The following is a 20,413-nucleotide window of genomic DNA, read 5'->3' on the forward strand; positions in this document are numbered from 1 at the left end:
GGTCACACGACCGACGGGAAGCGTGCCGCCACGGCCGGGTCGCTGTCCTGGTACGGGGACGCGCCGGAGAGGTTGTCGCCGCGGTTCGGGTTCGGGCGCGGCTGCCGCGGCCGGGCGTCGCCGTACTTCTCCGCGACCAGGGTGCTGTGGACGGGGGCGTCGGGCACCCCGGGGGCGCGCCTGCCGGCCATCTCCTTGCGGAGCACCGGGACGACCTCGGTTCCGAGCAACTCGACCTGCTCGAGCGCCATCTCGACGGGCAGCCCCATACCGTCGAGCGCGAAGAGCTGGCGCTGGTAGTCACCGAAGCCCTCCTGGAAGGTGAGGGTCTTGTCGATGACCTCCTGCGGACTGCCGACGCTCAACGGCGTGCGAGCCATGTAGTCATCGAGCGAGCTCCCCCGGAAGACCGGGTACTCCTCGAAGTACGGTCGGAAGGTGTTCACGGCGTCCTGGGAGCGCCGGGCGATGAACGCCTGCCCTCCGAGGCCGACGATCGCCTGTTCCCTCGTGCCATGCCCGTAGTGCTCGAAACGCGCGCGGTAGAAGTCCACGAGCGGTTTGAAGTGCAGGTTCGGCGCCAGGATGTGATTGGCGAAGTATCCGTTGCCGTAGAAGGCGGCCTGCTCGGCGATCTCGGGAGTGCGGATCGAGCCGTGCCAGACGAAGGGCGGCACATCGTCCAGGGGCCGCGGGGTCGAGGTGAAGCCCTGCAACGGCGTGCGGAAGGTGCCCTCCCAGTCCACGACATCCTCCCGCCAGAGCCGGTGCAACAGGTTGTAGTTCTCCAGAGCGAGAGCCACGCCCTGCCGGATGTCCTTTCCGAACCACGGATAGACCGGCACCGTGTTGCCACGTCCCAGCATGAGATCAAGCCGCCCCTTCGCCACGTGCTGGAGCATGGCGTAGTCCTCGGCGATCTTCACCGGGTCGTTCGTGGTCATGAGCGTGACCGAGGTGCTGAGGATGATGCGCTTGGTCAACGCCGCGATGTGCGCCAGCAGGGTGGTGGGCGAGGACGGGACGAAGGGGGGATTGTGGTGCTCGCCGAGCGCGAACACGTCCAGCCCGACCTCGTCGGCCCGCTGCGCGATTCGCACGATGTTGCCGATGCGCTCCGCCTCGCTCTGGGTAAGGCCGGTGACCGGGTCGGGCGCGATGTCACCGACCGTGAAGATTCCAAACTGCATAATGTCCGCCTTTTCAGGTTGTTTCTGGACACCACAACAACATGCCTGCGCATGTATTCCCGCGATGGGAGACCCGCCCCACCCAGGCGCCGTCGACGCCCTTCCAGAGGGTCACGAAGGCGATCGCCGCCAACGCCCGTCCGGGCGGTTCTGACAACGGCGTTGATCAACGTAAGCTGTGGCTCGTCAACGCCCGAGGTTCCGGAACGCTGCGAGGGTGGGTGGATGCGGACGATCCTCTTGCAGACCGAGGTCTCCGACGCCGAACAGGTCGTCATCGAGCTCTCTCCGGGCCGCGAGATCACTTTTGGCCGCGGCTCGGCGGACGCCCCGGTCGACTTCCCTCTTGATCATCCGGGGATATCCCGGCGGGCCGGGATCATACGGGCCATGGAGGATTACTGGCTGCTCACCAATCTCAGCCGTGACTCCACCCTTGTCGTGGAGAATCCCGAGGGGGGCGGGGAGTTCCTCAAGGTGGCTCCGCGCCGGGCGGCCGCGCCCGTACCGTTCGAGTTCGCCCGGGTGGCGCTCCCGGTGGCGGGTGGCGCCTGTTCCTTTCTGGTCTTCGCCTCACAGCACAGCTTCATCGACCTCGACGCGCCCGAGGCGACGGTCGGTGAGCCGACCGTCTCCGGCTTTCCCCTGGACGAGACGGCGAAATACTTCCTCGTGCTGATCGCGCTCTGCGAGCCGCGCCTTCGCGACTGTACGTCCGCGGTCATCCCGACGGTGCCGGAGGTGCTGGAGCGGCTGCACGAGGTCCCCGGCTGCGCGGGACTGACCCGGGCCGCGGTCAACTTCCACGTCGACTATCTCGCACGGACGAAACTGCGCGTCAAGCCGTCGTCCGGTTCGCGCAAGGCCGACTGGCAGCGCGCCGCGCTGGTCTCGGTCGCGCTGCGCTTCGACCTGGTGCGGGAGGAGCACCTGAAATGGCTGAACACGTGATCACGTCCGGCGTCCGGCCCGGTCGCGTACGTGGTCACATCTGACGTGCGGACCGGTCACGCAGGTGATCACATTTGACGTGCGGACCGGTCACGCGGGTGATCACGGCTGGTATTCGGCCCGGTGCTTCCGTACCCGTTCGACGAACGGCCGGATGCGTTCGGGAACCCCGTTCTCCCGGCGGACCACATCGTCGGAGGAACGGAACGCCGCGGCTCCCAGCAGGCCGGGATCTCCGGGCACCCCGGCCATCAGGGGCAGCCGCGTGCACAGATAGCGGCCGACGGCGGGAATGGTGTCCTCGGGGGAGAAGGGCGGGGTGGGTATGACGCCGCGGCGGTCGGCGGGCAGGTAGTACTGCAGCACCGACGGCGTCCAGCGCGCGAGGCCGTACTCGTTGTTGGCCACGTCGAACAGCTCCGCGTCGAAGTTGCTCTCCGCCTTCAGGATGCCGGCGACCAGTGCCGGGCTCAGGCCCGGCTCGGCGCACATCGTGCCGGCTTCGACGATCAGCGCGCGGTACTCCGGGGGAATGTCGGAATCGGAGCGCAACCAGCGCCCGAACGGATCGGCCACCGACGAGTCGACCATCCCGGCCCCCGAGACGCCGGCCATCACCAGAAGGGCCGCGGCGATCGCCCCCGCCAGCCGTGTGCCCGTTCGCCGCAGCGGGGCCTTGGTGGTGCCGGCCAGCACCCGTGCCCGGTAGAGCTGGCGGGCCGCGCTGGGCCGGAGCCTCGGATCGGGTGTCAGGCAGTCGGCCACCCAGGAGCGCCAGTCCTCGGGCAGCGAGACAGGAAGCGTCAGTGGCCGCTCGCCCGCCGCGTACTCGGCGGCGGCCACGTAGCGCGCGCGGGCGGTCGGGGCGTTGAAGGGAAGGTGACCGGTGAGCAGCTGGCAGGCCGTCACGCCGAGCGCCCACACATCGGCCGAGGCCCACACGGCGTGTCCGCGTTCGCTCAGGGGCTCGCCCCAGCGCTCCGGAGGCACGTGGTCCACCGACCCCATCGGGGGAAGGTAACCGTGGGTCCCGTCGATCTCGGTGGCCAGGCCGAAGTCGGCGAGACACACCGAGCCGTCGGCCATCACGAGCACGTTGTTGGGCTTGAGGTCTCCGTGCACCCATCCCTCGGCGTGCATGTGCGCTATGCCCTCGCAGATCTCGGCGATCAGCTTCGGCGCGCCGGGAGCGGGAGCCCCTCCCCGGATCAGGTCGGCCAGCGACCGTTCCGCCAGGTCCATCACCAGGACGCACGCGCCGTCGAGTTCGGGATTTCCCGCGTCGTCGATGACGAGCGTCTCGTGCAACCGGATCAGGCGAGCGTGCCGCAGCCTGCTGTGCAGGCGTATCTCCCGCTGCGTCATGTCCTTGAGGTGTCCCAGCTGCCGCCGGGTGACCGTGCCCGTGGGCAGGAACTTCAACGCCGCGCGTGTCGCACCCTCTCCGTCCCGTACTCCCAGGTAGACGCTCGCCCAGCTCCCCGTGGAGATGGGCCTGCCGACCCGCCAGTCACCGACGCGGTATCCGCGGGGAACACTGACGGCCCATCCCTCGGTGTCCATCGGTCTCCTGCCCTCCTTGCCGTTTCACGGTCGGGATCGTCAGAGCACGATCCCTCGAACTGTTCGTCGGCTTCACGCCGGGGAAGTCGATGTCCCTGCTCCTGCGACGGTTCCGGGACCCGGGACCGGGCCGATGCCGTTCAGGACGGTGGTGAGCAGATCCTCGACGAAACCGGGGGGAATCTCCAGGGCGGTCGCCGCGCCACCGCTGAACAGGTGGGGCAGGACCAGCTCGTGGCAGGCTCCGATGATCATGGCGGCGGCGGCCTCGGGGTTGGCGCCCGGGGCCAGGCGGCCGAGGTCGCGCTCGGCACGCAGGTACGTGGCCAGGTCCGCGCGTAGTCCCCGGCCGCCCGCTACCGGGTTGGGCAGGTTCGCGAACCGGATGAGAACCTCCGGCCGGCCGAGCAGGCCCGCGAAGGAGGGCAGGATCGCGACGTGCAGCGCCAGCCCCTGGGTGATGTAGGCGCGCAGGTTGTCCTCGACGGTGCCGCTTCCGGCCCTGGTGGGCCGCTCGCCCAGCCCGCGTTCGACGGTCTGGACGTGAGCGTGCAGGGCGAGCGCGAGCAGCTCCTCCTTGCCCTCGAAGTGGTTGTACAGCACACCGTCGGCGACCCGGGCCTCGCGGGCGATGTCGCGTACGGTGAGCCCGGCGGTACCGCGTTGGGCCATGAGGCGTTCGGCGGCGGCGATCAGGTGCTCGCGCAGGCTCCGATCGCCCTCGCCATCACGCAGGGCCGCTGCTTTTCTCGGGGACATCACATCGCATCGTAGTGACCGCCGGGAGCAAGTGATCACCGGGAGCGGGTGGCGGTCGGGGTCGGGTGGCGGTCAGGGTCGGGTGGCGGTCAGGGTCGGGTGGCGTTCAGGGACAGGTGCGGGTCAGGGACAGGTGACGGTCATGGGCGGGTGCGGGTCAGGGACAGGTGACGGTCATGGGCGGGTGCGGGTCAGGGACAGGTGACGGTCATGGGCGGGTGCGGGTCAGGGACAGGTGACGGTCATGGGCGGGTGCGGGTCAGGGACAGGTGACGGTCATGGGCGGGTGCGGGTCAGGGACAGGTGACGGTCATGGGCGGGTGCGGGTCAGGGACAGGTGACGGTCATGGGCGGGTGGCGGTGGTCAGCCAGGCGGCGCCGCGCAGCCGTACGGCGTCGGGCTCCTCGTAGGGCCGCAGCGCCACCGTGAGCGCGTCAAGGGCCCGGGCCGCGGTGTCCTTGCCGACCTGGTCGAGGATGAAGCGGACGGGGCCCCATGCCCCGAGGAAACCGGCCGCGTCGGCGGCGTCCCTGCCCCACACCTGTGGCGCGTCGACCGGTGTGGAGGTCACCTTCTCGAAACCCGCGCCGGTGAGCACCTCGCGGACACGGTCCGGGTCGGCCAGCGACTCCGGGCCGGGGGCACCGGGCTCGGTCGGGGCGGGGCGCGACGGCAGGTGCTCGGCCATCGCCGCGAAGACGGCGCCCAGGTCGTTGTCGGCCATTCTTCTCAGGGACAGGATGGCCAGGCGCCCGCCCGGTCGCAGCGCGCGGCCGATGTTGGCGAACGCGGCGACCGGATCGGCGAAGAACATGATCCCGAACCGGCTCATCGCCACGTCGAAACCCGAGGTGGGGAAGGGGTGGGTCTGGGCGTCGCCCTCCTCGAAGGTCACGTTGGCGACCCCCTCGCCGGCCGCACTGGCACGCGCCCGCCGCAGCATCGGCGCCGACAGGTCGATCCCGGTGGCCTGTCCGAGCCGTGCCCGCCCGGCGGCCAGCCGCGTCACCTGCCCGTTGCCGCATCCGACGTCGAGCACGCGGTCCCGGTCGCCGATGGCGGCCGCCGCGAGCAGGTGGTCGTTGAACCCGCTGTTCACGGCGTCGTACCGTGCCTGGTGATCGGCCCAGTGGTTCCCTTCGTAGCCGTTCCACGCTTCCGCCTGCTCGGTGTTGACGATGGAAAGCACCGCGTTCCTCCCGTGGGTCTCTCGGGACGCCCCGGACGGCTTCTCACCGGTTCCGCTCTCGGTGCGGCCGCGACATCCCAGATATGAACACTCGTTCATGAATGCTTGTTCATAATGAGGGCGTGGAACCGTACATGTCAATCGTCATCCGGGCGGGCCGGAGCGGGAGGGGCGCACGCGACCGGGTGACGGGCGTCGTCCACGGGGACCGGCGTCCGCCCCGGCCCGCCGTACGCCCCCGGGAGTACGGCGGGTTCAGAGATCCAGGACGCGGGCTCAGGGACTCAGGACGCGGGCTTCTCGTCGGTCCAGCCGGCTTCGAGGACGGTCTGGGAGTGCCACACGGTGCCCGGTTCGAATCCGGCCTGCAGACCACCCGGCCGTACGACGACGTTCTCCCTGGCCAGTGCCCTGCCGGTTGCCTCGTCGAAGATCAGACGGTCCAGCAGGACTCCGTCGGCGCCCTTGGCGTCCGCCTTCGCCCTGGCCGGTCCCTCGATGGCGACCGCGCTGCCGGTGCGGCCCTCCGCGTCGGTGACGCCGCGGGAGACCTTGATGGTCTTGAGGTCGGCGAGCATCCGGAAGGCGGCGCCGCGCACCTGCGAGGTGACCGGCATGTCGGTGATCAGCCCGACCGAGACGGCGAACAGCCAGGCGTCCGACGACATCGGGTCGTCCGACTCGGTGCCGCTCCCCGTGTACGAGCGCAGCAGCCAGGCCTTGAGGTCGTCGGGGTCGTCGGGCAGGCCGCGCAGGTCCTTCATGGTGACGTTGCGGCCCAGCCAGAACACCTTGTCCCCGTCGACGAGCGGGGTGTGGCTGTCCTTCGCCTCTCCCGGCTCGGTCGACAGGACGTAACCGCCTCTCCGGCCCCCGCCCTTGCCGGGGAGCTCGACCTCGATCTCGGTCGGGGAACCGGCCCGCCGCCAGGCCGCCTCGTCTTCCGGGCTCGCGGGCCGCGCCCCGAGTGACCGCGTCCGGCTCCACTGGTCCCCGCCGGTCGCCGACGGGGTCCAGCCCTCGTTCCGTGTCCGCTCGACGACGGTGTAGTCCCCGTCCGCCGCCTCGGACAACATCCGGGTCACCGACGCGGTGTGCCAGTAGGCGCCGGTCGTGTCCGGCTGGCGGGCCGCTCCGTGAGCGGCGGCGAGCAGGATGGATCGGCTGGAGAGCTCGACCCGCGAGGCGGAGGGCGCCGGGCTGGAGGACGCCGGACCGGAGGACCCCGGACCGGGGGACGCCGGGCTGGAGGCCGTCCGGCCCGGATCGGCCTGGGCGGAGGGCGCGTCCGGGACCGTGCCGCCGGTCGCGGAGATCGTGACGGCGACCGCGGTCACGGCCGCGGCGGCTCCGGCGAGACCGAGGCCGAGGCCCCACCCCGGGCGGACGACCCTGCGCCCGGCCGGCGCCCGCCGGGGCTGTGCCATGGCGCGGGAGAGCTCGGCGGCCCTGGTACGCGGGTCGACCGGGGCGTCCCCCAGGTGCTCGGGGCGTGCGGCCCGCAGCTGATCGATGGGGTTCATGACCACTCCTCGCTGAGGTTCCTCATCCGGGGTCCGGGGTACGCGGCGGTGTCCATCTCCTGCTTGAGCCGTTTACGCGCGCGGTGGAGCCGTACCCGGAAGGCGGTCGGAGAGCAGCCGACGACCCGCGCCGCGTCGCGGGGGGAGAGTCCCTGCCAGGCGGTCAGGATCAGGAGTTCCCGGTCGTCCTCCGACAGCCCTGTCAGCGCCTTGAGCACGCTGAGCCGTTCGGCGACCTGCTCGGCGACGTCGTCCTCGGTCCAGGCCCGCAACTCGGCGCTGAGCGCGTCGCGCCGGACCTCCGCCCGGATGTTGTCGCGCAGCACGTTGCGGGCCACCCCGAGGAGCCACGGCAGGGCCGGCTCCGGCACCTCCTCCAGCCTCCGCCAGGCGATCGCGAACGTCTCGCTCACCACCTCGTCCGCCACCTGCCGTCCCGCGCGGCTGACCACGTAGGCCCAGACACGTTGCCGGCACTCGTCGTACATGCTGGTGAACCGCTGCGAGTCGTCCGTCACCGCCCCGCCCCCTTCGTACCGGATGTGTTGTTCTGACACGGGGAAATGGCCGGGGCTCCTCGTTTGTTACCTGCCTTCTTCAAAAAAATGGTACGAACCACTACAAATCAGGAATCATCCCTGCCTGGGACCCGTCTCCTGCTCGGTGACCGCGGGGGCCCGCCCGCGCGTCAGCACTTCGTCCCGGCGGCGGGCAGCACGCGGTCGGTGAGGTAGCGGTCGATGTGGGCGCGGGCGCAGGGGTTGGAAGCCTGGAGAGTGTGGCCGGGCCCCTCGTGCCGGACGACGACGCTGCCCGGCACCTGCCTGAGCACCCGCCGCACGGCGTCGGACTCGCCCCAGGCGCCCGCGCCGAGCATGGGCGGCAGCCCCTTGGGCAGCGGGGCGGGCGGGTTGGTCACCCGTACCGGCCAGCCGACGCAGCCGAGGGTCGCGGTCGCCATCGTGTTCGCGGTGCCCGCGTTGGGCGCGACCTCGCGCAGCCGGGCGATCGTCGCCTCCAGCTCGGCGCGGCCGGCGGGACGGGGCCAGTCGACGCACTCGGTGACGCCGGTCGACTGGTCGGGGTAGCGGGCGCCGCGCTCGGGCACGAAGCCGGAGGCGTCGCCGCCGACGGCCGCGCGGATGTCCCGCGCCAGCTTCGGCCACGCCTCGGCGCCCTTCCTGGCGGAGCTCACCGCGAAGGCCTGCAGGTCGCGTCCGTCGTACGCGATGCCGGCCTGCCTGGCGGGAATCGGCGTGCGATCGGCCCCGGCGACCAGCTTGCGCCACTTCGCGGGTACGTCGCGGCACTGTCCGGCGGCGCACCAGTCGAAGAAGCGGCCGATGGCCTCCTCGTTGCTCCTGGCCATCGCCTCCAGCTCACCGGCCCAGTCGGCGGTGCTGTGGTTCCACGTGCCGTCGAGCACCATCGTGCGCACCTGGCCGGGGAAGAGCCTGGCGTACGCCTGCCCGTAGAACCCGGCGTAGGAGGCGCCGTAGAAGTTGAGCTTGGCACCGCCGAGGGCCTTCCTGATCGCCTCCATGTCCCTGGCGTTGTCGGCCGAGCTCATCGCGGCGAAGAACTCGGGATCCTTGTCGCGGCAGGCCTCGGCGTAGCCGCGGTTGGTGTCGGAGAGCCGCCCGAAGTCGGCGTCGTCCTCGGGGAACTCGGGCAGCGGGATGCGCGTCCAGGTGCACGGCAGGCCGGTGCTCAGGCCCCCGATCTGCTCACCGTAGCCCCGGGTGTCCCAGGTGACGATGTCCATGCGCTCGCGGAGCCCGGCCCACCGGTTCCCGGACCGGGTGATGGCGATCCCCGGCGCGCCCGGCCCGCCGTAGGCGATCAGGACGGAGCCCTCGGAGGTGCCGGTGGCCTTCAGGCGGCCCAGCTTCAGGGTGATCTCGCGTCCGCCGGCCTGTTGCCAGTTGACGGGGACCCGCAGGTCGGCGCACTCCATCCCGATCTTGTCACCCGGGCAGGTGCTCCAGTCGAGGGAATCGTTCTGTGGTGCCTGCACGCCCGAACCCAGGAGGGTCAGGGCGACGGCGATCGACGTCAGCATGAAGGCCACGATCTCCGAACGGCCACCCCGGCCACATCGGAGCCCGGTCTGATTCCGGAGGCGGCCGATCAGACCGGGGGATGTCATCCCGCGACGATCACGCGGCCACTACGCGGATGCCCGGGGCCGCCGGGGACCTCCGGAAGGCGGGCGGACCCGCGATCCGATCACGCCGAGCGCAGGTCGCCGTCGAAGACCTTGTCCAGGAAGCCCTCCAGGTTGAGAGCGGTCCGGGTGATCCGCTCCTCCGTGGTGAGCGTCTCCTCGAACCGCACGCCGGACTCCGCCCGCTTCGTGCCGCGCACGTAGAGGGAGCAGGCCAGGTCGGCGCAGATGTAGGTGCCGACCGTGTTGCCCTGGCGGCCCGCGGCGCCGACCCTGGGCGCGACGAACAGGGCGACCCCGGTGCCGGAGTGGGGGGTCAGGCAGATCGAGCAGACGGTGCTCTTGGTGAAACTCCTGCGGACATCCTGCGCGACGCGCAGGGTGACGCCGACGAGCTCGCCCTGCCGCTCGACGACCAGGTAACCCCGGTCGGGGGCGCCGGGATCGCGCCAGCCCAGGAAGTCGAGGTCGGCCCAGGAGAGCTCGGAAAGGTTCCTGGGCAGGTTGAGCCTGCGCGCCTCCCCCTTCGAGCAGTTGACGAAGGATTCGCGTATCTCTCGCTCGCCGACCGGGTTCATGGTTCACCTACCGTCATGACGATCATTGAAAAAGGCCCCCGGAGCCCCGGCTCCGGCCCCCGCGGTCGGCGCCTCCGCCGACCGGCGAGCGGCCAGACCAGGTTAGGCCAGGTCACAGCCCGGTCGGGCCCGGCCGGGACGGATCTCGGTCAGGCCGAGGTGCTCCCCGGGCATCCGGCAGCGGCCAGTGTCTCAGTACGACATCGAGGACGTCGAAGGATTTTTCCCCCAACGCCCGGAGGCCGCGCGAGCGCCCGTCGCCGGATGGCGAGCGAATCGGGATCACCCCTCGCGTCACCGACGTCGAAAGCCGATGATGAACGGGTGTCCGAGTCCTCCTCCGCGCCGCACACCCCCGACGCGTCCTCCCCCTCCTCCGCGCACACCGCTGACACGACCGCCTCGCACACCATTGGCCCAACCGTCCCGGCCGCCCCCTTCGCCCGGCGGCCCGTCGGCGCGGTCGCGCTGGCCACGCTCGCCGTGCTGCTGGTCGCGAGCCCGCGCTACGGCTATCACCGGGACGAGCTGTACTTCCGGATGCTGGGTGAGCGGCCCGCCCTGGGATACTTCGACACCCCGCCGCTGACCCCGCTGATCGCGCGGGCCTCGGTCGCCGTGTTCGGCGACACCGTGGTCGCCCTGCGCGTCGTTCCCGCCCTGATCGCGTCGCTCGTCGTCGTCCTGGTCGCCCTCCTGGCCCGGGAACTCGGCGGCGACCGGAGGGCGCAGATCGTCGCCGCGGCGGGAATCGCCACCACGACCCTGCTCCTGATCGGCGGCCATTCCCTGCTGACCCTCGGGGTCGACCTGCCGCTCTGGGTCGCGGCGGCGCTGTTCGCCGTACGGGCGCTGCGGGGCGACGGCCGCTGGTGGCTCGCGCTGGGCGCCGTCGCGGGGGTGGCGACGTACAACCGGCAGCTGATCGTGCTGCTCCTGGTCAGTGTGGGCGTGGGCGTGCTGGCTGCGGGACCGCGCGAGGTGCTGCGGGACCGCAGGCTCTGGCTCGGCGCGCTGCTGGCCCTCGTGATCGCCACGCCCAACCTGGTCTACCAGGCGACCCACGGCTGGCCGCAGCTGGTGATGGCCGGGGCACTGGAGGCCGACGAGGGCGCCGACAACCGCCTCGCCTTCGTACCGCTGCAGTTCCTGCTGCTCGGCCCGCCCCAGGCGGTCGTCCAGGTGGTCGGCGCCGTACGGCTGTGGCGGGAGCCCCGCCTGCGCTGCCTCGCCCTGGCCTACCCGCTGGCCTGCGCGCTGACGCTCTACTCCGGCGGGCGCCCCGACTACGTGGCGGGCCTGCTCGTGCTGCTCTTCGCCGCGGGGTGCGGCCCGGTCAGCCGGTGGATGTCGGGTGCGGGACGGCGCGCGCCGGTCGTCGGCGCCCTGGCGGCCAACGCGGTCCTCTCCGTCGTCATCGCGCTGCCGGTGATCCCTCCCCCGGCCCTGGAGGGCACCCCGGTCGCCGGGATCAACGAGGTGGCGCGCGAGTCGATCGGATGGCCGGAGTTCGCCGCGCGGGTCGCGGCGGTGGTCGGCGGGCTGACGCCCCAGGAGCGCGCGCGGACCGTGCTCCTCACCGACAACTACGGCGAGGCCGGGGCGCTGGACCGCTACGGCGGGGAGTACGGCCTGCCCGAGGTCCACAGCGGGCACAACGAGCTCTACTGGCGCGGCCCGCCGTCGCCGTCCGCCCGGATCGCCGTGGTCGTGACCGACTCCCCCGGCGGCTACTCCCGGGTGTTCGCCACCTGCGAGGAACGCGGCAGGATCGACAACGGCGTCGGCCTGTCCAACGAGGAACAACACCTGCCCATCCTCGTCTGCCGCGATCCGCTGCGCCCGTGGCAACTGCTCTGGCCCGAGATGCGGCACCACAGCTGACGTCCCGCCACCCGCGAGAAACGCGCGGGCCCAACGCTCGGCGAAGGCGAGGCCGCTCTGGCCGCGGGTCATCGCAGACGCGGCGGGCGTGCGGACCTCGGATGCTCGCAAATCCCGGGCTTCGAATTCCATGCCGTCGCGCCGTTCCCAATTCGGCGTCGGGCGGATTTGATGGGGCCACCACCGATCCGCAGCACGGAGGCAGGCATGTCGACGCCACAGATCCCCACCACCGAGGACGCCCTTGCCGTGGTCCGGCGAGACCTTCCGGCTGACCGGATGCTCAATCTTGGACCGCTCCAGATCAACGTCCGGCACAGCGCCCTGGCGGGTCTCGACGAGGCGGGGGTGACGGAGAAGCTCGTAAGCATCTACAGGGCCGTCGGCCAGGACCCCGGCCTGGTCGGGAACCTGACGGATCCGCAGCTCCGCCACTGGCTGCTGTACGCGGCCAACCTGCTGGCGGTGAACCAGACGGGCGCCCCCGGCTTCAATGTCAAGGAGGCGTTGACCTGGCTGGTGAACAACGCCACCACGGTGCGGCCTCGGATGCCTCTCTCCGACCGCGACGGTTTCGAACTCCAGGTGCTCGGCCGCACCGGATGGCTGAAGGCGGCCCTGGGCGCGAAGGTGCCGCGCCTCCCGGAGGAGGCACGGCAACGGGCCGCCGCCTGCTACGGCGCCCCGCCTCCCGGGGCGCCGGGTGAACGGCCCCCGCTCGACCGGGCGCTTCTCCTCAAGGAGTTACTCCCGCGACTGCAGGAATTTCTCATCAGGGAGGTCGCGATATGGCGCAGGCCGCCCGGGGTGGAGCGCGCGTTCCAGAAGATGTCCGACTTCGAGATGATCGCGCAGCTCGCCCAGTCCGTGGCCTGGGAGATGCTGCAACCGTACGCGGCGGCCAGGGAGGACAACCCGTTCGTGACGGGCTTCGACTATTTCAAGAACATATACGACAAGACCACGGCCGTACCGACCGAGAACGATCTGGTGAGGCACCTGATGACTCGCGCCTTCCAGGTGGGTGGGCAGGGCGCACCGGGAAAAACGGTTTTCGACGCGGCCGGATACGACAGCACCCGAGGTGCGGACAACACATTCCTCTTCGAAGCGCTCGGTAAATGGATGAACGAGGAGAAGGGCGCGAAGCGGCTCACGCTTTTCTACGCCCAGCACATCGGCTCCAACTCCCATGGAGACAAGGGCGGCGGCATCGGCCTGGTCACCGAGTTCAGGCCCGACCAGCCGCAGTCACGGTCCCGCTGGGAGGTGATCGAGACTATCGTCCACGAGATGACGCACTCCCTCATCCATCCGCGTCTGACCGCGAAGATGAAGATCACGAACAGGCCGCTGGTGATCTCGGAGGGGTTCGTCGAGGTGGTCACCAGGGAGATCTACAACTGGATGGTCGACCACGGGGGCGAGAAGTCCACGAGGAGGCTCATGGTCGGCGTGGAGGGCGCCCTGGTGCCTCCGATCAAAAAGAAGGATCTCAGCTACGGGGCGGATGGGCGGTACGCGGACCAGATCTTCCAGATCGTCGGCCGGGAGAGGTTCCTCACCGCCTTCCTGACCGGAGACGTCGAGCTGGTCGCCCTGCCCGCCTGAACCGGCCCCGGGTCCGGGTCTTCTGGCGCCGGGGGGCAGGAGACCAGGACCCGGTCTGCGAAGGGGCCGGCGGCCACGGGCCTGCGCGGCCTCAGATCTCCTCGCGGAAAGCGACCTCAGATCTCCTTGAGGAAACCGGCGTCGACGGCGAAGTCGGCGCCGGTGGTGCTCGCCGAGCGCGGCGAGACGAGCAGGGCGATCACGTCGGCGACCTCCTGCGGCTCGACGAGGCGGCCGGTGGTCAGCTTCATCATCTCCACCGCGACACTGTTCATCACGGTGTCACGGTCGGTTCCCGCCTGCGCGGCGATGATGTCGGCCGCGCCGCCCTCCTCGGTCCACCACGCCGTCCGCACGGGCCCCGGCGACACGGTGTTCACCCGGATGCCCTGCGGCGCGAACTCCTCCGACAGCGCCTTGGTGAGATTGTTCAGGCCCGCCTTGGCCGCGTTGTAGTCGACGTTCATGGGGGCCGGCAGCCGGGCGCCGCCCGAGGACACGTTGACGATCGAGCCTCCGCCCCGCTGGAGCATCACCGGAACGGCGGCACGGACGGCCCGTACGACCGAGAACAGGTTGAACTCGAACATCGCCCGCCAGTCGTCGTCGGTGGGGGCGAGGAACGAGAAGCGCGGCAGGGCCACACCGGGCGGCGGGCCACCGGCGTTGTTCACCAGGATGTCCAGCCCGCCGAACACCTCCACGGCCCGCGCCACGATCCGGCCCGGAGCCTCGGGGTCGGTCAGGTCGGCCGGTACGTGGAGAAGGTCCGCGCCGTCGAGCGCCTCCAGCTCCGGGGTGCTCTTGCGCGAGGCGGCGACGACGCGGGCCCCCTCGTCGAGCAGGGTACGGGTGACGGCCAGGCCGATGCCCTTGGAGGCGCCGGTGACGACCGCGACGCGGCCGGAAAGCTGCAGGTCCATGGATTGTCCTCTCGTCATCGGGCCCCGTACGGCGGCAGGGGCCCCTCACGCGAGCAAAGCTATGGCGGGCACGCGGCCCCGGGCTGGCAGCATTCGGACCGGCAATTCACGCTGGATTCGGACCGGTAATCCATGCCGGACCCGGACCTATCATCATTCGGGCCGGCGATTCACGCCGGACCCGGACCTCCTCATCCGGCGTGAGCGCTCCGGCGGCCGTCCGGGCGCTCGCGTCCCCGGACGGAGGGAGCCCGGAGCGGGGCAGGCAAGGTCGGACTTATAGGTATGAACGACCACAAAGCACTACGATCAGACATGTGTCCCACCAGAGCGCGTGCCACTGCCTGCTGTGCGTCGAGCAGGAGGTAGAACTCGACGAGGCCGACCTCAGGACGATGCGAAGTGTCCGGGATCGCGGGTGGGCGGTCGTGATGGTCCCGGAGGACGAGGACGGGCCGGGCTGGGCGTTCACCGTCGGGCTGTGGCACACGCTCCGCTCCCCCGAGGTGGCCATGTTCGGTCTCCGCGTGGACGTGATGGGCAACTGCCTCGACACCCTGGCCGACGAGATCGCCGCCGGGCGTCACCTGGTCGAGGCCCGGGAGCGGGACGACGTGATCAGGAACTACCCGGTCGTCGCGAGAACGGTGGACGCGAGCTGGTACCGGTCGCTGTTCGGCACGGCACTGCACTTCTACCAGCGGCCCCCGCTGTCCTTCATGGAGATCGTCTGGCCGGACGCCGCGGGCCGCTTCCCCTGGAACGACGGCTGTGCCCCGCGACTCCGCGAGCTCCAGCCCGCGCTGTGGATCCCGAGGGACGACCACGCCCCGGGCCCCTGGACCAAACTTCCCTGACGAACCCGGGCCCGCGACCGGAGACCCGGCCGGGGTGGCCACATGCCACCGGCGACCGGGAACGCGACCGGGACGGCGACAGACCGCCTGCGGCAGGAGACCCGGCCGAGGCGGCCGCACACCACCCGCGACCGGAGACACACCACCGGCACCGGCCGAACCGCCGGAGATCGCGACGGTCACCGGCTCCGGCATTGCGGCGAACCGAAAACCGGATAACCGGCTAAATAACCTGACTTACCTGTTTTATGCCGTTTTCTGGCGACTCAGGGCCTTATTCCGGGAGTCGCCCGCATAAAGCCCATGGCCATTTCCTCATGTTCCTCACGGTGCTTCCGGGCCCTTCCCCGAGGACGAAGGACGCGACCTCGGGGAAGGGCCCGGGAACGGCCTTGAGAACCGCCCCTCCGCGGGGCCGTCGCGGCTCGCGCACCTCGCCCGGCCCCGGCCCGCGGGGTTTCCCCGCCCGCGCGGCGTCGGGCGCCCATACCGGCGACCTCCGGCGCGTTCACCCGACCCCCCACTCGGCGACCTGTAGTTTTTGTACAATTGTCGACTGTGCTTTACCGACGGGGGAGGAATTCCGTGCCGAGGGCGACGTTTCGAGAACGCCTGCGTTACTGGTTCGACAACACCATGTCCCGGGGCACGCCCGCGCTGATCGGATGGCTCGCCTTCGTCTCTCTCGTCCTCATCCTGCTGGTCACGGCGCTGAGCCTGTGGCTGACCCCGCACGAGGCCGCGAAGAACCACGGCGCCCCGGGCATGCTGTGGATGACGCTGATGCGCGCGCTGAGCCCGGGGAAGGTGGCCAGCGACACCGGCAGCGCGCCGTTCGTCGCCCTGATGTTCGTCGCGTCGCTGGGCGGGCTCTTCATCGTCAGCGCCCTGGTCGGCATCCTCTCCAACGACCTCAAGAGCAGGTTCGAGGAGCTGCGCAAGGGCAGGTCCCGGATCATCGAGAGCGGCCACATCGTGATCCTGGGCTGGTCGGAGCAGGTCTTCACGATCGTCAGCGAGCTGGTCCAGGCCCACGCGAGCGACCGCAGGTCGGTCATCACGATCCTCGCCGACAAGGACAAGATCGCCATGGAGGACGAGATCCGGCAGTTCGCGGGCGAGACCGGCAGGACCAGGCTGGTCTGCCGGACCGGGCGGCCCACCGAGCCGACCGACCTCGACCTGATGAACCTCGCCGGGGCCCGCTCGGTGGTCGTCCTCTCCCCGCAGGGCGAGGACCCCGACGCGCACGTCATCAAGACGCTGCTCGCCCTGGCCAAACGGCCCGGCAGCCACCCGCCGGTGGTGGCCGCCATCGCCGAGAGCTCCAACATGGCCGCCGCGCGTCTCGCGGGCGGCCCCGACGTCCACCTCGTCGACTCCGACGACACCGCCTCCCGGCTCATCGTGCAGTCGTCGCGGCAGTCGGGCATGTCCGTGGTCTGCATGGACCTGCTCGACTTCGGCGACGGGGAGATCTACCTGCGCTCCGACCCCCACTTCACCGGCATGACGTACGGCGAGGTGCTCCCGGCGTACCAGACCGCCACGGTGATCGGGCTGCGCCAGGCCGGGACGGTCACGCTGAACCCGCCCATGAACACCGTGATCTCCGACTCCGGCGAGATCATCGTGATCGCCAACGACGACTCGATGATCCACCTGGCCGCCGGCATGCCCTCGGCCCGTGAGGAGTCGATCGTCCTGGTCGAGCACACCAGGCAGAGCGCCGAGCGCACCCTGATCCTCAACTGGAACGGCCGGGGCCGGCAGATCGTCCGCTATCTCGACGCGTACGTCGCGCCGGGTTCGGTCCTGGACATCGCCTCCGACCACCCCGACGCGGCGACCGGCTTCATGGGGCTGAGCAACCTCACGGTCAACGTCAAGGAGTGCGACACCTCCGACCGCTACGCGCTGGACTCACTCGGCCTGGGCGTCTACCAGCACGTGATCGTGCTCTCCGACGACCGCTACAGCCCCGGCCACGCCGACACGCGAACCCTGACGACCCTGCTCCAGCTGCGCGACATGCAGTCCTCGCTCGGCGAGCGCTACTCCATCGTCAGCGAGATGCACGACGAGAACAACCGGAGCCTGGCCGAGGTCACCAAGGCCGACGACATCGTGATCAGTGACACGGTGATCGGCCTGCTGCTGGCCCAGCTCGCCGAGAACCGGCACCTGGCCGAGGTGTTCGGCCAGCTCTTCGACTCGGGGGGTTCGGAGATCTACCCGCGCCCGGCGGAGCGGTACGTCCGCCCCGGGGCGCCGGTCGACTTCGCCTCGGTGATCGAGTCGGCCCGGCGCCGTGGCGAGACCGCGATCGGCTACCGCCTGGCGGACCGCGTGAACGAGGCCCCGCACTTCGGCGTCGTCCTCAATCCGGACAAGTCGCGACCGCTGCGCCTCGGCCCCGGCGACTCGGTGATCGTCCTGGCCGAGCGCTGACCCGCCGGGGCGGGGCCCTGCCGGGTCAGGCAGTGATCATGAAAGCGAGCCCGAGCAGCACTACGACGGGGATCACCCAGACCACGGCCTCGATCGCGAACTCCTTGTACACGGTGAGCTTCTCCCTCTGGGTGCTGCCTGACATGAAAACGACGATGCGCAGCATATGCGTATCGGCAGGCGTTCCCGTACCCGGGTCGGGGCCGGCCGGCGGCTTTCTCCGGCTCGGCCTCCGCCGGTTCCTAGCGGCTCAGATAGTGGAAGCTCGGTTTCGGGTGCATCAGGAAGTCGTGGTGGGAGATGTTCCAGGCGTAGGCGCCCGCCATCGTGAACTCCACCAGGTCGCCGGGCTTGAGCGCGATGGGGACCCGGCGGGCCAGGGTGTCCTTGGGAGTGCAGAGCTGGCCGACGATCGTGATCGGCTCACCGGCCTCCGTCATGACCAGGGGCTGGTCGTGGCCCTTGGTGGCGGGGGTGCGGATGTGGTGGGTCCCGCCCGCCACGATCGCGAACAGCTCGCCGTGGACGCGTTTGACGTCGATGACGCGCGTCACGTACCTCCCGCAGTAGACGGTCAGCGAGCGTCCCGGTTCGATCCGGAGCGTCTCCCCGGGACGGCGGAGGGCGGCCAGGCCCGAGCCGTAGGCCGTCCAGTCGAAGCGGTCGCCGGGGTCGGCGTAGGAGACGGCCATGCCGCCGCCGAGGTTGATCTCGGTCGCTCCCAGCGTCCGCGCGTAGTCCAGGACGGCCGCCGCCAGCTCCAGCATCCGGGGCGCGTCGAGCCCGCTGGCCAGGTGCGCGTGGATCCCGCGCAGCCGTACGGCGCTCTGGGCCTCCAGCAGGGCGACGCATTCGGCGATCCCCGCGGGGTCCATCCCGAACGGTGTGGCGCCGCCGCCCATCGCCAGCGAGGCTCCCGCGATCGGGACGTCCAGGTTGACCCGCAGCAGCACGTCCGCCGAGCGGCCGGACGCGAGCAGGCGGCGCAGCTCGCCGGGGCTCTCGACGTGCAGGCGGGTCACGTCGCCGAACAGCTCGGCGTCCGTCTTGCCCGGCCCGCCCAGCGCGATCGGCGCGTGCGGGAAGTGTTCCCGCACGTGCGCGAGCTCGCCTCCCGAGGCGACCTCGAAGCCGTCGACGTGCGGGGCGAGCGTCCGCATCAGCTCCGGGTCGGGATTGGCCTTCACCGCGTAGTACAGCTCGACGTCTCCCAGCGCGGCGCGGATGTCCCTGACGTGGGCGCCGAGCTCGACCAGGTCGTAGACGTATGCGGGCAGCGGCCCGGCCAGGAACGACTCCGAGGTCTGCGGCTGCGCCGCGACGGTGGCTGTCACTGCGTTATCTCCGATCATGGCGGTACGGGACGCCGGACGGGCGGGAACCGGGTCTCGACGATCAGGTGGTGCGTGGGCGTGACGGCGGCCGTGACCGCGGTCACCTCCTCGTCCACGATCTGATCCGTGTGGTGGACATCCAACACGCTTCGTCCTGGCGGTTCATCGATACGGTGCCGTGTCGGGGAAAGTCGAGGGCGCGGAGAGTACGGTACCGCCCGTCGGTGCGCGGCCATCCGGGGCGAAGGCCGCGAACGCGGCGAGGGCACGGGGAGCGAAGGCGGGGAGCGGCCGGGGCGTCCCACCCCGGCGAGTGGCCTGAAGGGTTCCCGGGCGGGCGGCCGGGTATCCCGCACGGATCGAAAATGCCAAACGAATCGGGAATGCCGGACGCGACCGGTCGTGCTGTCGTGGTCGAGAGATTCGCGATCATCATGGGAGCCATCATGACCGTTCGAGAGTTACGCCTGGTCGTCACCGCCGCCGACTACGACGAGGCTCTGCGTTTCTACCGCGACGTGCTCGGCCTGCCCGAGCGGGCCGCGTACTCCTCGCCCGACGGACGGGTGACGATCCTGGAGGCGGGCCGGGCCACCCTGGAGATCGCCGACCCGTCGCAGGCGGAGTTCATCGACCGGGTCGAGGTGGGGCGGAGGGTGGCCGGGCACATCCGGGTGGCGTTCGAGGTGGGCGACTCGGCCGCCGTCACCGCCGAGCTGGCTGGGGCCGGGGCGACGGTGGTCGCCGAACCCGTCCGGACCCCGTGGAACTCGCTCAACTCCCGCCTTGAGGGGCCCGCCGGGCTCCAGCTCACGCTCTTCACCGAGCTGGGGGAGGCCGCCGATCCCCAGGGCGCCCGTTAGCCGTTCAGGCCTTCGATCCCGAGGGTCATCGGGTGACGAAGTACCAGAGACGCGCCCGATGGTTGTCGCAGAAGTACTGGTTGGCGTAGACGTTGTCGGTGATGCCGCCGCCGGCGACGGTGAGGCACTTGCCACTGTTGTAATTACGGATGTGGTAGTTGGAATCGCCCTTGTCGACGAAGGACCACAGGCGTGACGGATGTGCGTCGCAGTAGTACTGGACGGCGGGGGCGTTCTCGTAGGGACTGCCGGCGGCGATGGTGAGGCACTTACCGGTGAAGTTGTTCTTGATCCAGTAATGGTTGTTGCCTCTGTCCACGAGATACCAGACACGCGACCCGTGACTGTCGCAGCCGAACTGGACGGCGGGGGCGTTGTCGTTCCGGTCGGCACCGGCGATGGCCAGGCACTTGAAGCTGTTGAAGTTCCTGATCCAGGTGAGGGCCCCCGCCGGCACGGGTGACGCCAGGGCGGCTGAGGCCGCCGGCGCGGACGGCGCCATCCCCGCGGTCGCGACCATCGCCGCCAGGAGCACGCCGACCGTCTTCGTGTAATGCTTCGCCATTGCC

Annotated in this window: 18 protein-coding genes; 6 read left to right on the forward strand and 12 right to left on the reverse strand. The window is 70.5% G+C overall.

From position 1 onward, the window contains the following. Positions 1–2 precede the first annotated feature (2 nt). On the reverse strand, positions 3–1,190 hold the full coding sequence (locus ACTOQ2_RS27440) for a CE1758 family FMN-dependent luciferase-like monooxygenase (protein WP_440103360.1): 1,188 nt from the start codon (positions 1,188–1,190) through the stop codon (positions 3–5). A 225-nt stretch (positions 1,191–1,415) separates the two neighbouring features. Between ACTOQ2_RS27440 and ACTOQ2_RS27445 the strand changes: the two genes are divergently transcribed. Beyond that, entirely contained in the window at positions 1,416–2,141 is a 726-nt protein-coding gene (locus ACTOQ2_RS27445) for a hypothetical protein (RefSeq protein ID WP_440068818.1), read from the forward strand. Positions 2,142–2,243: 102 nt separating this feature from the next. Here the strand turns inward: ACTOQ2_RS27445 and ACTOQ2_RS27450 are convergent, their stop codons facing one another. The 7 genes from ACTOQ2_RS27450 to ACTOQ2_RS27480 form a co-directional block, all read right to left on the reverse strand. Beyond that, the gene (locus ACTOQ2_RS27450; protein ID WP_440103362.1) at positions 2,244–3,704 is read right to left on the reverse strand and encodes a serine/threonine-protein kinase; all 1,461 of its coding nucleotides are present in this window, start codon (positions 3,702–3,704) and stop codon (positions 2,244–2,246) included. Positions 3,705–3,776: 72 nt separating this feature from the next. Then, the gene (locus ACTOQ2_RS27455) at positions 3,777–4,463 is read right to left on the reverse strand and encodes a TetR/AcrR family transcriptional regulator (protein ID WP_440103363.1); all 687 of its coding nucleotides are present in this window, start codon (positions 4,461–4,463) and stop codon (positions 3,777–3,779) included. Between the two features lie 344 nt (positions 4,464–4,807). Then, the gene (locus ACTOQ2_RS27460; protein WP_440103364.1) at positions 4,808–5,653 is read right to left on the reverse strand and encodes a class I SAM-dependent methyltransferase; all 846 of its coding nucleotides are present in this window, start codon (positions 5,651–5,653) and stop codon (positions 4,808–4,810) included. A gap of 284 nt (positions 5,654–5,937) precedes the next feature. After that, positions 5,938–7,176, reverse strand: coding sequence for a CU044_5270 family protein (locus ACTOQ2_RS27465; RefSeq protein ID WP_440103365.1), 1,239 nt, complete (start codon positions 7,174–7,176; stop codon positions 5,938–5,940). Then, a complete protein-coding gene (locus ACTOQ2_RS27470) occupies positions 7,173–7,694 on the reverse strand; it encodes an RNA polymerase sigma factor (protein ID WP_362696255.1) in 522 nt (173 codons plus the stop codon). Before ACTOQ2_RS27470 ends, ACTOQ2_RS27465 begins: the two co-directional genes overlap by 4 nt. Positions 7,695–7,864: 170 nt before the next feature. Next, positions 7,865–9,238 carry an alpha/beta hydrolase gene (locus ACTOQ2_RS27475; protein ID WP_440103367.1) on the reverse strand — a complete coding sequence of 458 codons (1,374 nt, stop codon included), beginning with the start codon at positions 9,236–9,238 and terminating at the stop codon, positions 7,865–7,867. 167 nt (positions 9,239–9,405) lie between these two features. Continuing rightward, positions 9,406–9,921, reverse strand: a complete 516-nt coding sequence (locus ACTOQ2_RS27480) for an FBP domain-containing protein (protein ID WP_440103369.1) — start codon at positions 9,919–9,921, stop codon at positions 9,406–9,408. Between the two features lie 324 nt (positions 9,922–10,245). Between ACTOQ2_RS27480 and ACTOQ2_RS27485 the strand changes: the two genes are divergently transcribed. Both ACTOQ2_RS27485 and ACTOQ2_RS27490 read left to right on the forward strand, forming a co-directional pair. Further along, positions 10,246–11,805, forward strand: coding sequence for a glycosyltransferase family 39 protein (locus ACTOQ2_RS27485; protein WP_440103371.1), 1,560 nt, complete (start codon positions 10,246–10,248; stop codon positions 11,803–11,805). 207 nt (positions 11,806–12,012) lie between these two features. Next, a complete protein-coding gene (locus ACTOQ2_RS27490) occupies positions 12,013–13,416 on the forward strand; it encodes a hypothetical protein (protein ID WP_440103373.1) in 1,404 nt (467 codons plus the stop codon). Between the two features lie 116 nt (positions 13,417–13,532). On the opposite strand, the gene ACTOQ2_RS27495 is transcribed toward ACTOQ2_RS27490, so the two are convergent. Continuing rightward, positions 13,533–14,339: an SDR family NAD(P)-dependent oxidoreductase gene (locus ACTOQ2_RS27495; RefSeq protein ID WP_440103375.1), complete on the reverse strand. Its 807-nt coding sequence runs from the start codon at positions 14,337–14,339 to the stop codon at positions 13,533–13,535. 317 nt (positions 14,340–14,656) lie between these two features. Between ACTOQ2_RS27495 and ACTOQ2_RS27500 the strand changes: the two genes are divergently transcribed. Together ACTOQ2_RS27500 and ACTOQ2_RS27505 are read left to right on the forward strand one after the other, a co-directional pair. After that, the gene (locus ACTOQ2_RS27500; RefSeq protein WP_440103377.1) at positions 14,657–15,196 is read left to right on the forward strand and encodes a DUF4262 domain-containing protein; all 540 of its coding nucleotides are present in this window, start codon (positions 14,657–14,659) and stop codon (positions 15,194–15,196) included. Between the two features lie 585 nt (positions 15,197–15,781). Then, positions 15,782–17,647 (forward strand): CASTOR/POLLUX-related putative ion channel, encoded by a 1,866-nt coding sequence (locus tag ACTOQ2_RS27505; protein ID WP_440103379.1) that lies wholly within the window; start codon positions 15,782–15,784, stop codon positions 17,645–17,647. A gap of 242 nt (positions 17,648–17,889) precedes the next feature. Here the strand turns inward: ACTOQ2_RS27505 and ACTOQ2_RS27510 are convergent, their stop codons facing one another. Then, positions 17,890–18,981 carry an alanine racemase gene (locus ACTOQ2_RS27510; RefSeq protein WP_440103381.1) on the reverse strand — a complete coding sequence of 364 codons (1,092 nt, stop codon included), beginning with the start codon at positions 18,979–18,981 and terminating at the stop codon, positions 17,890–17,892. A 14-nt stretch (positions 18,982–18,995) separates the two neighbouring features. Beyond that, positions 18,996–19,127, reverse strand: coding sequence for a hypothetical protein (locus tag ACTOQ2_RS27515; RefSeq protein WP_440103383.1), 132 nt, complete (start codon positions 19,125–19,127; stop codon positions 18,996–18,998). A 300-nt stretch (positions 19,128–19,427) separates the two neighbouring features. Between ACTOQ2_RS27515 and ACTOQ2_RS27520 the strand changes: the two genes are divergently transcribed. Next, entirely contained in the window at positions 19,428–19,844 is a 417-nt protein-coding gene (locus ACTOQ2_RS27520) for a VOC family protein (protein ID WP_440103385.1), read from the forward strand. A gap of 25 nt (positions 19,845–19,869) precedes the next feature. On the opposite strand, the gene ACTOQ2_RS27525 is transcribed toward ACTOQ2_RS27520, so the two are convergent. Next, complete coding sequence (locus ACTOQ2_RS27525) at positions 19,870–20,409, reverse strand: RICIN domain-containing protein (protein WP_362696219.1); 540 nt, start codon at positions 20,407–20,409, stop codon at positions 19,870–19,872. Positions 20,410–20,413 lie beyond the last annotated feature (4 nt).

The organism is Streptosporangium sp. H16, assembly GCF_051918855.1.
Taxonomy (GTDB): Bacteria; Actinomycetota; Actinomycetes; order Streptosporangiales; family Streptosporangiaceae; genus Streptosporangium.

Excerpts from the sequence above, each read along its gene's own strand:
- ACTOQ2_RS27440 (WP_440103360.1), bottom strand. The coding sequence starts at position 1,190 with ATGCAGTTTGGAATCTTCACGGTCGGTGACATCGCGCCCGACCCGGTC.
- ACTOQ2_RS27445 (WP_440068818.1), top strand. The coding sequence starts at position 1,416 with ATGCGGACGATCCTCTTGCAGACCGAGGTCTCCGACGCCGAACAGGTC.
- ACTOQ2_RS27450 (WP_440103362.1), bottom strand. The coding sequence starts at position 3,704 with ATGGACACCGAGGGATGGGCCGTCAGTGTTCCCCGCGGATACCGCGTC.
- ACTOQ2_RS27455 (WP_440103363.1), bottom strand. The coding sequence starts at position 4,463 with ATGTCCCCGAGAAAAGCAGCGGCCCTGCGTGATGGCGAGGGCGATCGG.
- ACTOQ2_RS27465 (WP_440103365.1), bottom strand. The coding sequence starts at position 7,176 with ATGAACCCCATCGATCAGCTGCGGGCCGCACGCCCCGAGCACCTGGGG.
- ACTOQ2_RS27475 (WP_440103367.1), bottom strand. The coding sequence starts at position 9,238 with ATGCTGACGTCGATCGCCGTCGCCCTGACCCTCCTGGGTTCGGGCGTG.
- ACTOQ2_RS27480 (WP_440103369.1), bottom strand. The coding sequence starts at position 9,921 with ATGAACCCGGTCGGCGAGCGAGAGATACGCGAATCCTTCGTCAACTGC.
- ACTOQ2_RS27490 (WP_440103373.1), top strand. The coding sequence starts at position 12,013 with ATGTCGACGCCACAGATCCCCACCACCGAGGACGCCCTTGCCGTGGTC.
- ACTOQ2_RS27495 (WP_440103375.1), bottom strand. The coding sequence starts at position 14,339 with ATGGACCTGCAGCTTTCCGGCCGCGTCGCGGTCGTCACCGGCGCCTCC.
- ACTOQ2_RS27520 (WP_440103385.1), top strand. The coding sequence starts at position 19,428 with ATGACCGTTCGAGAGTTACGCCTGGTCGTCACCGCCGCCGACTACGAC.
- ACTOQ2_RS27525 (WP_362696219.1), bottom strand. The coding sequence starts at position 20,409 with ATGGCGAAGCATTACACGAAGACGGTCGGCGTGCTCCTGGCGGCGATG.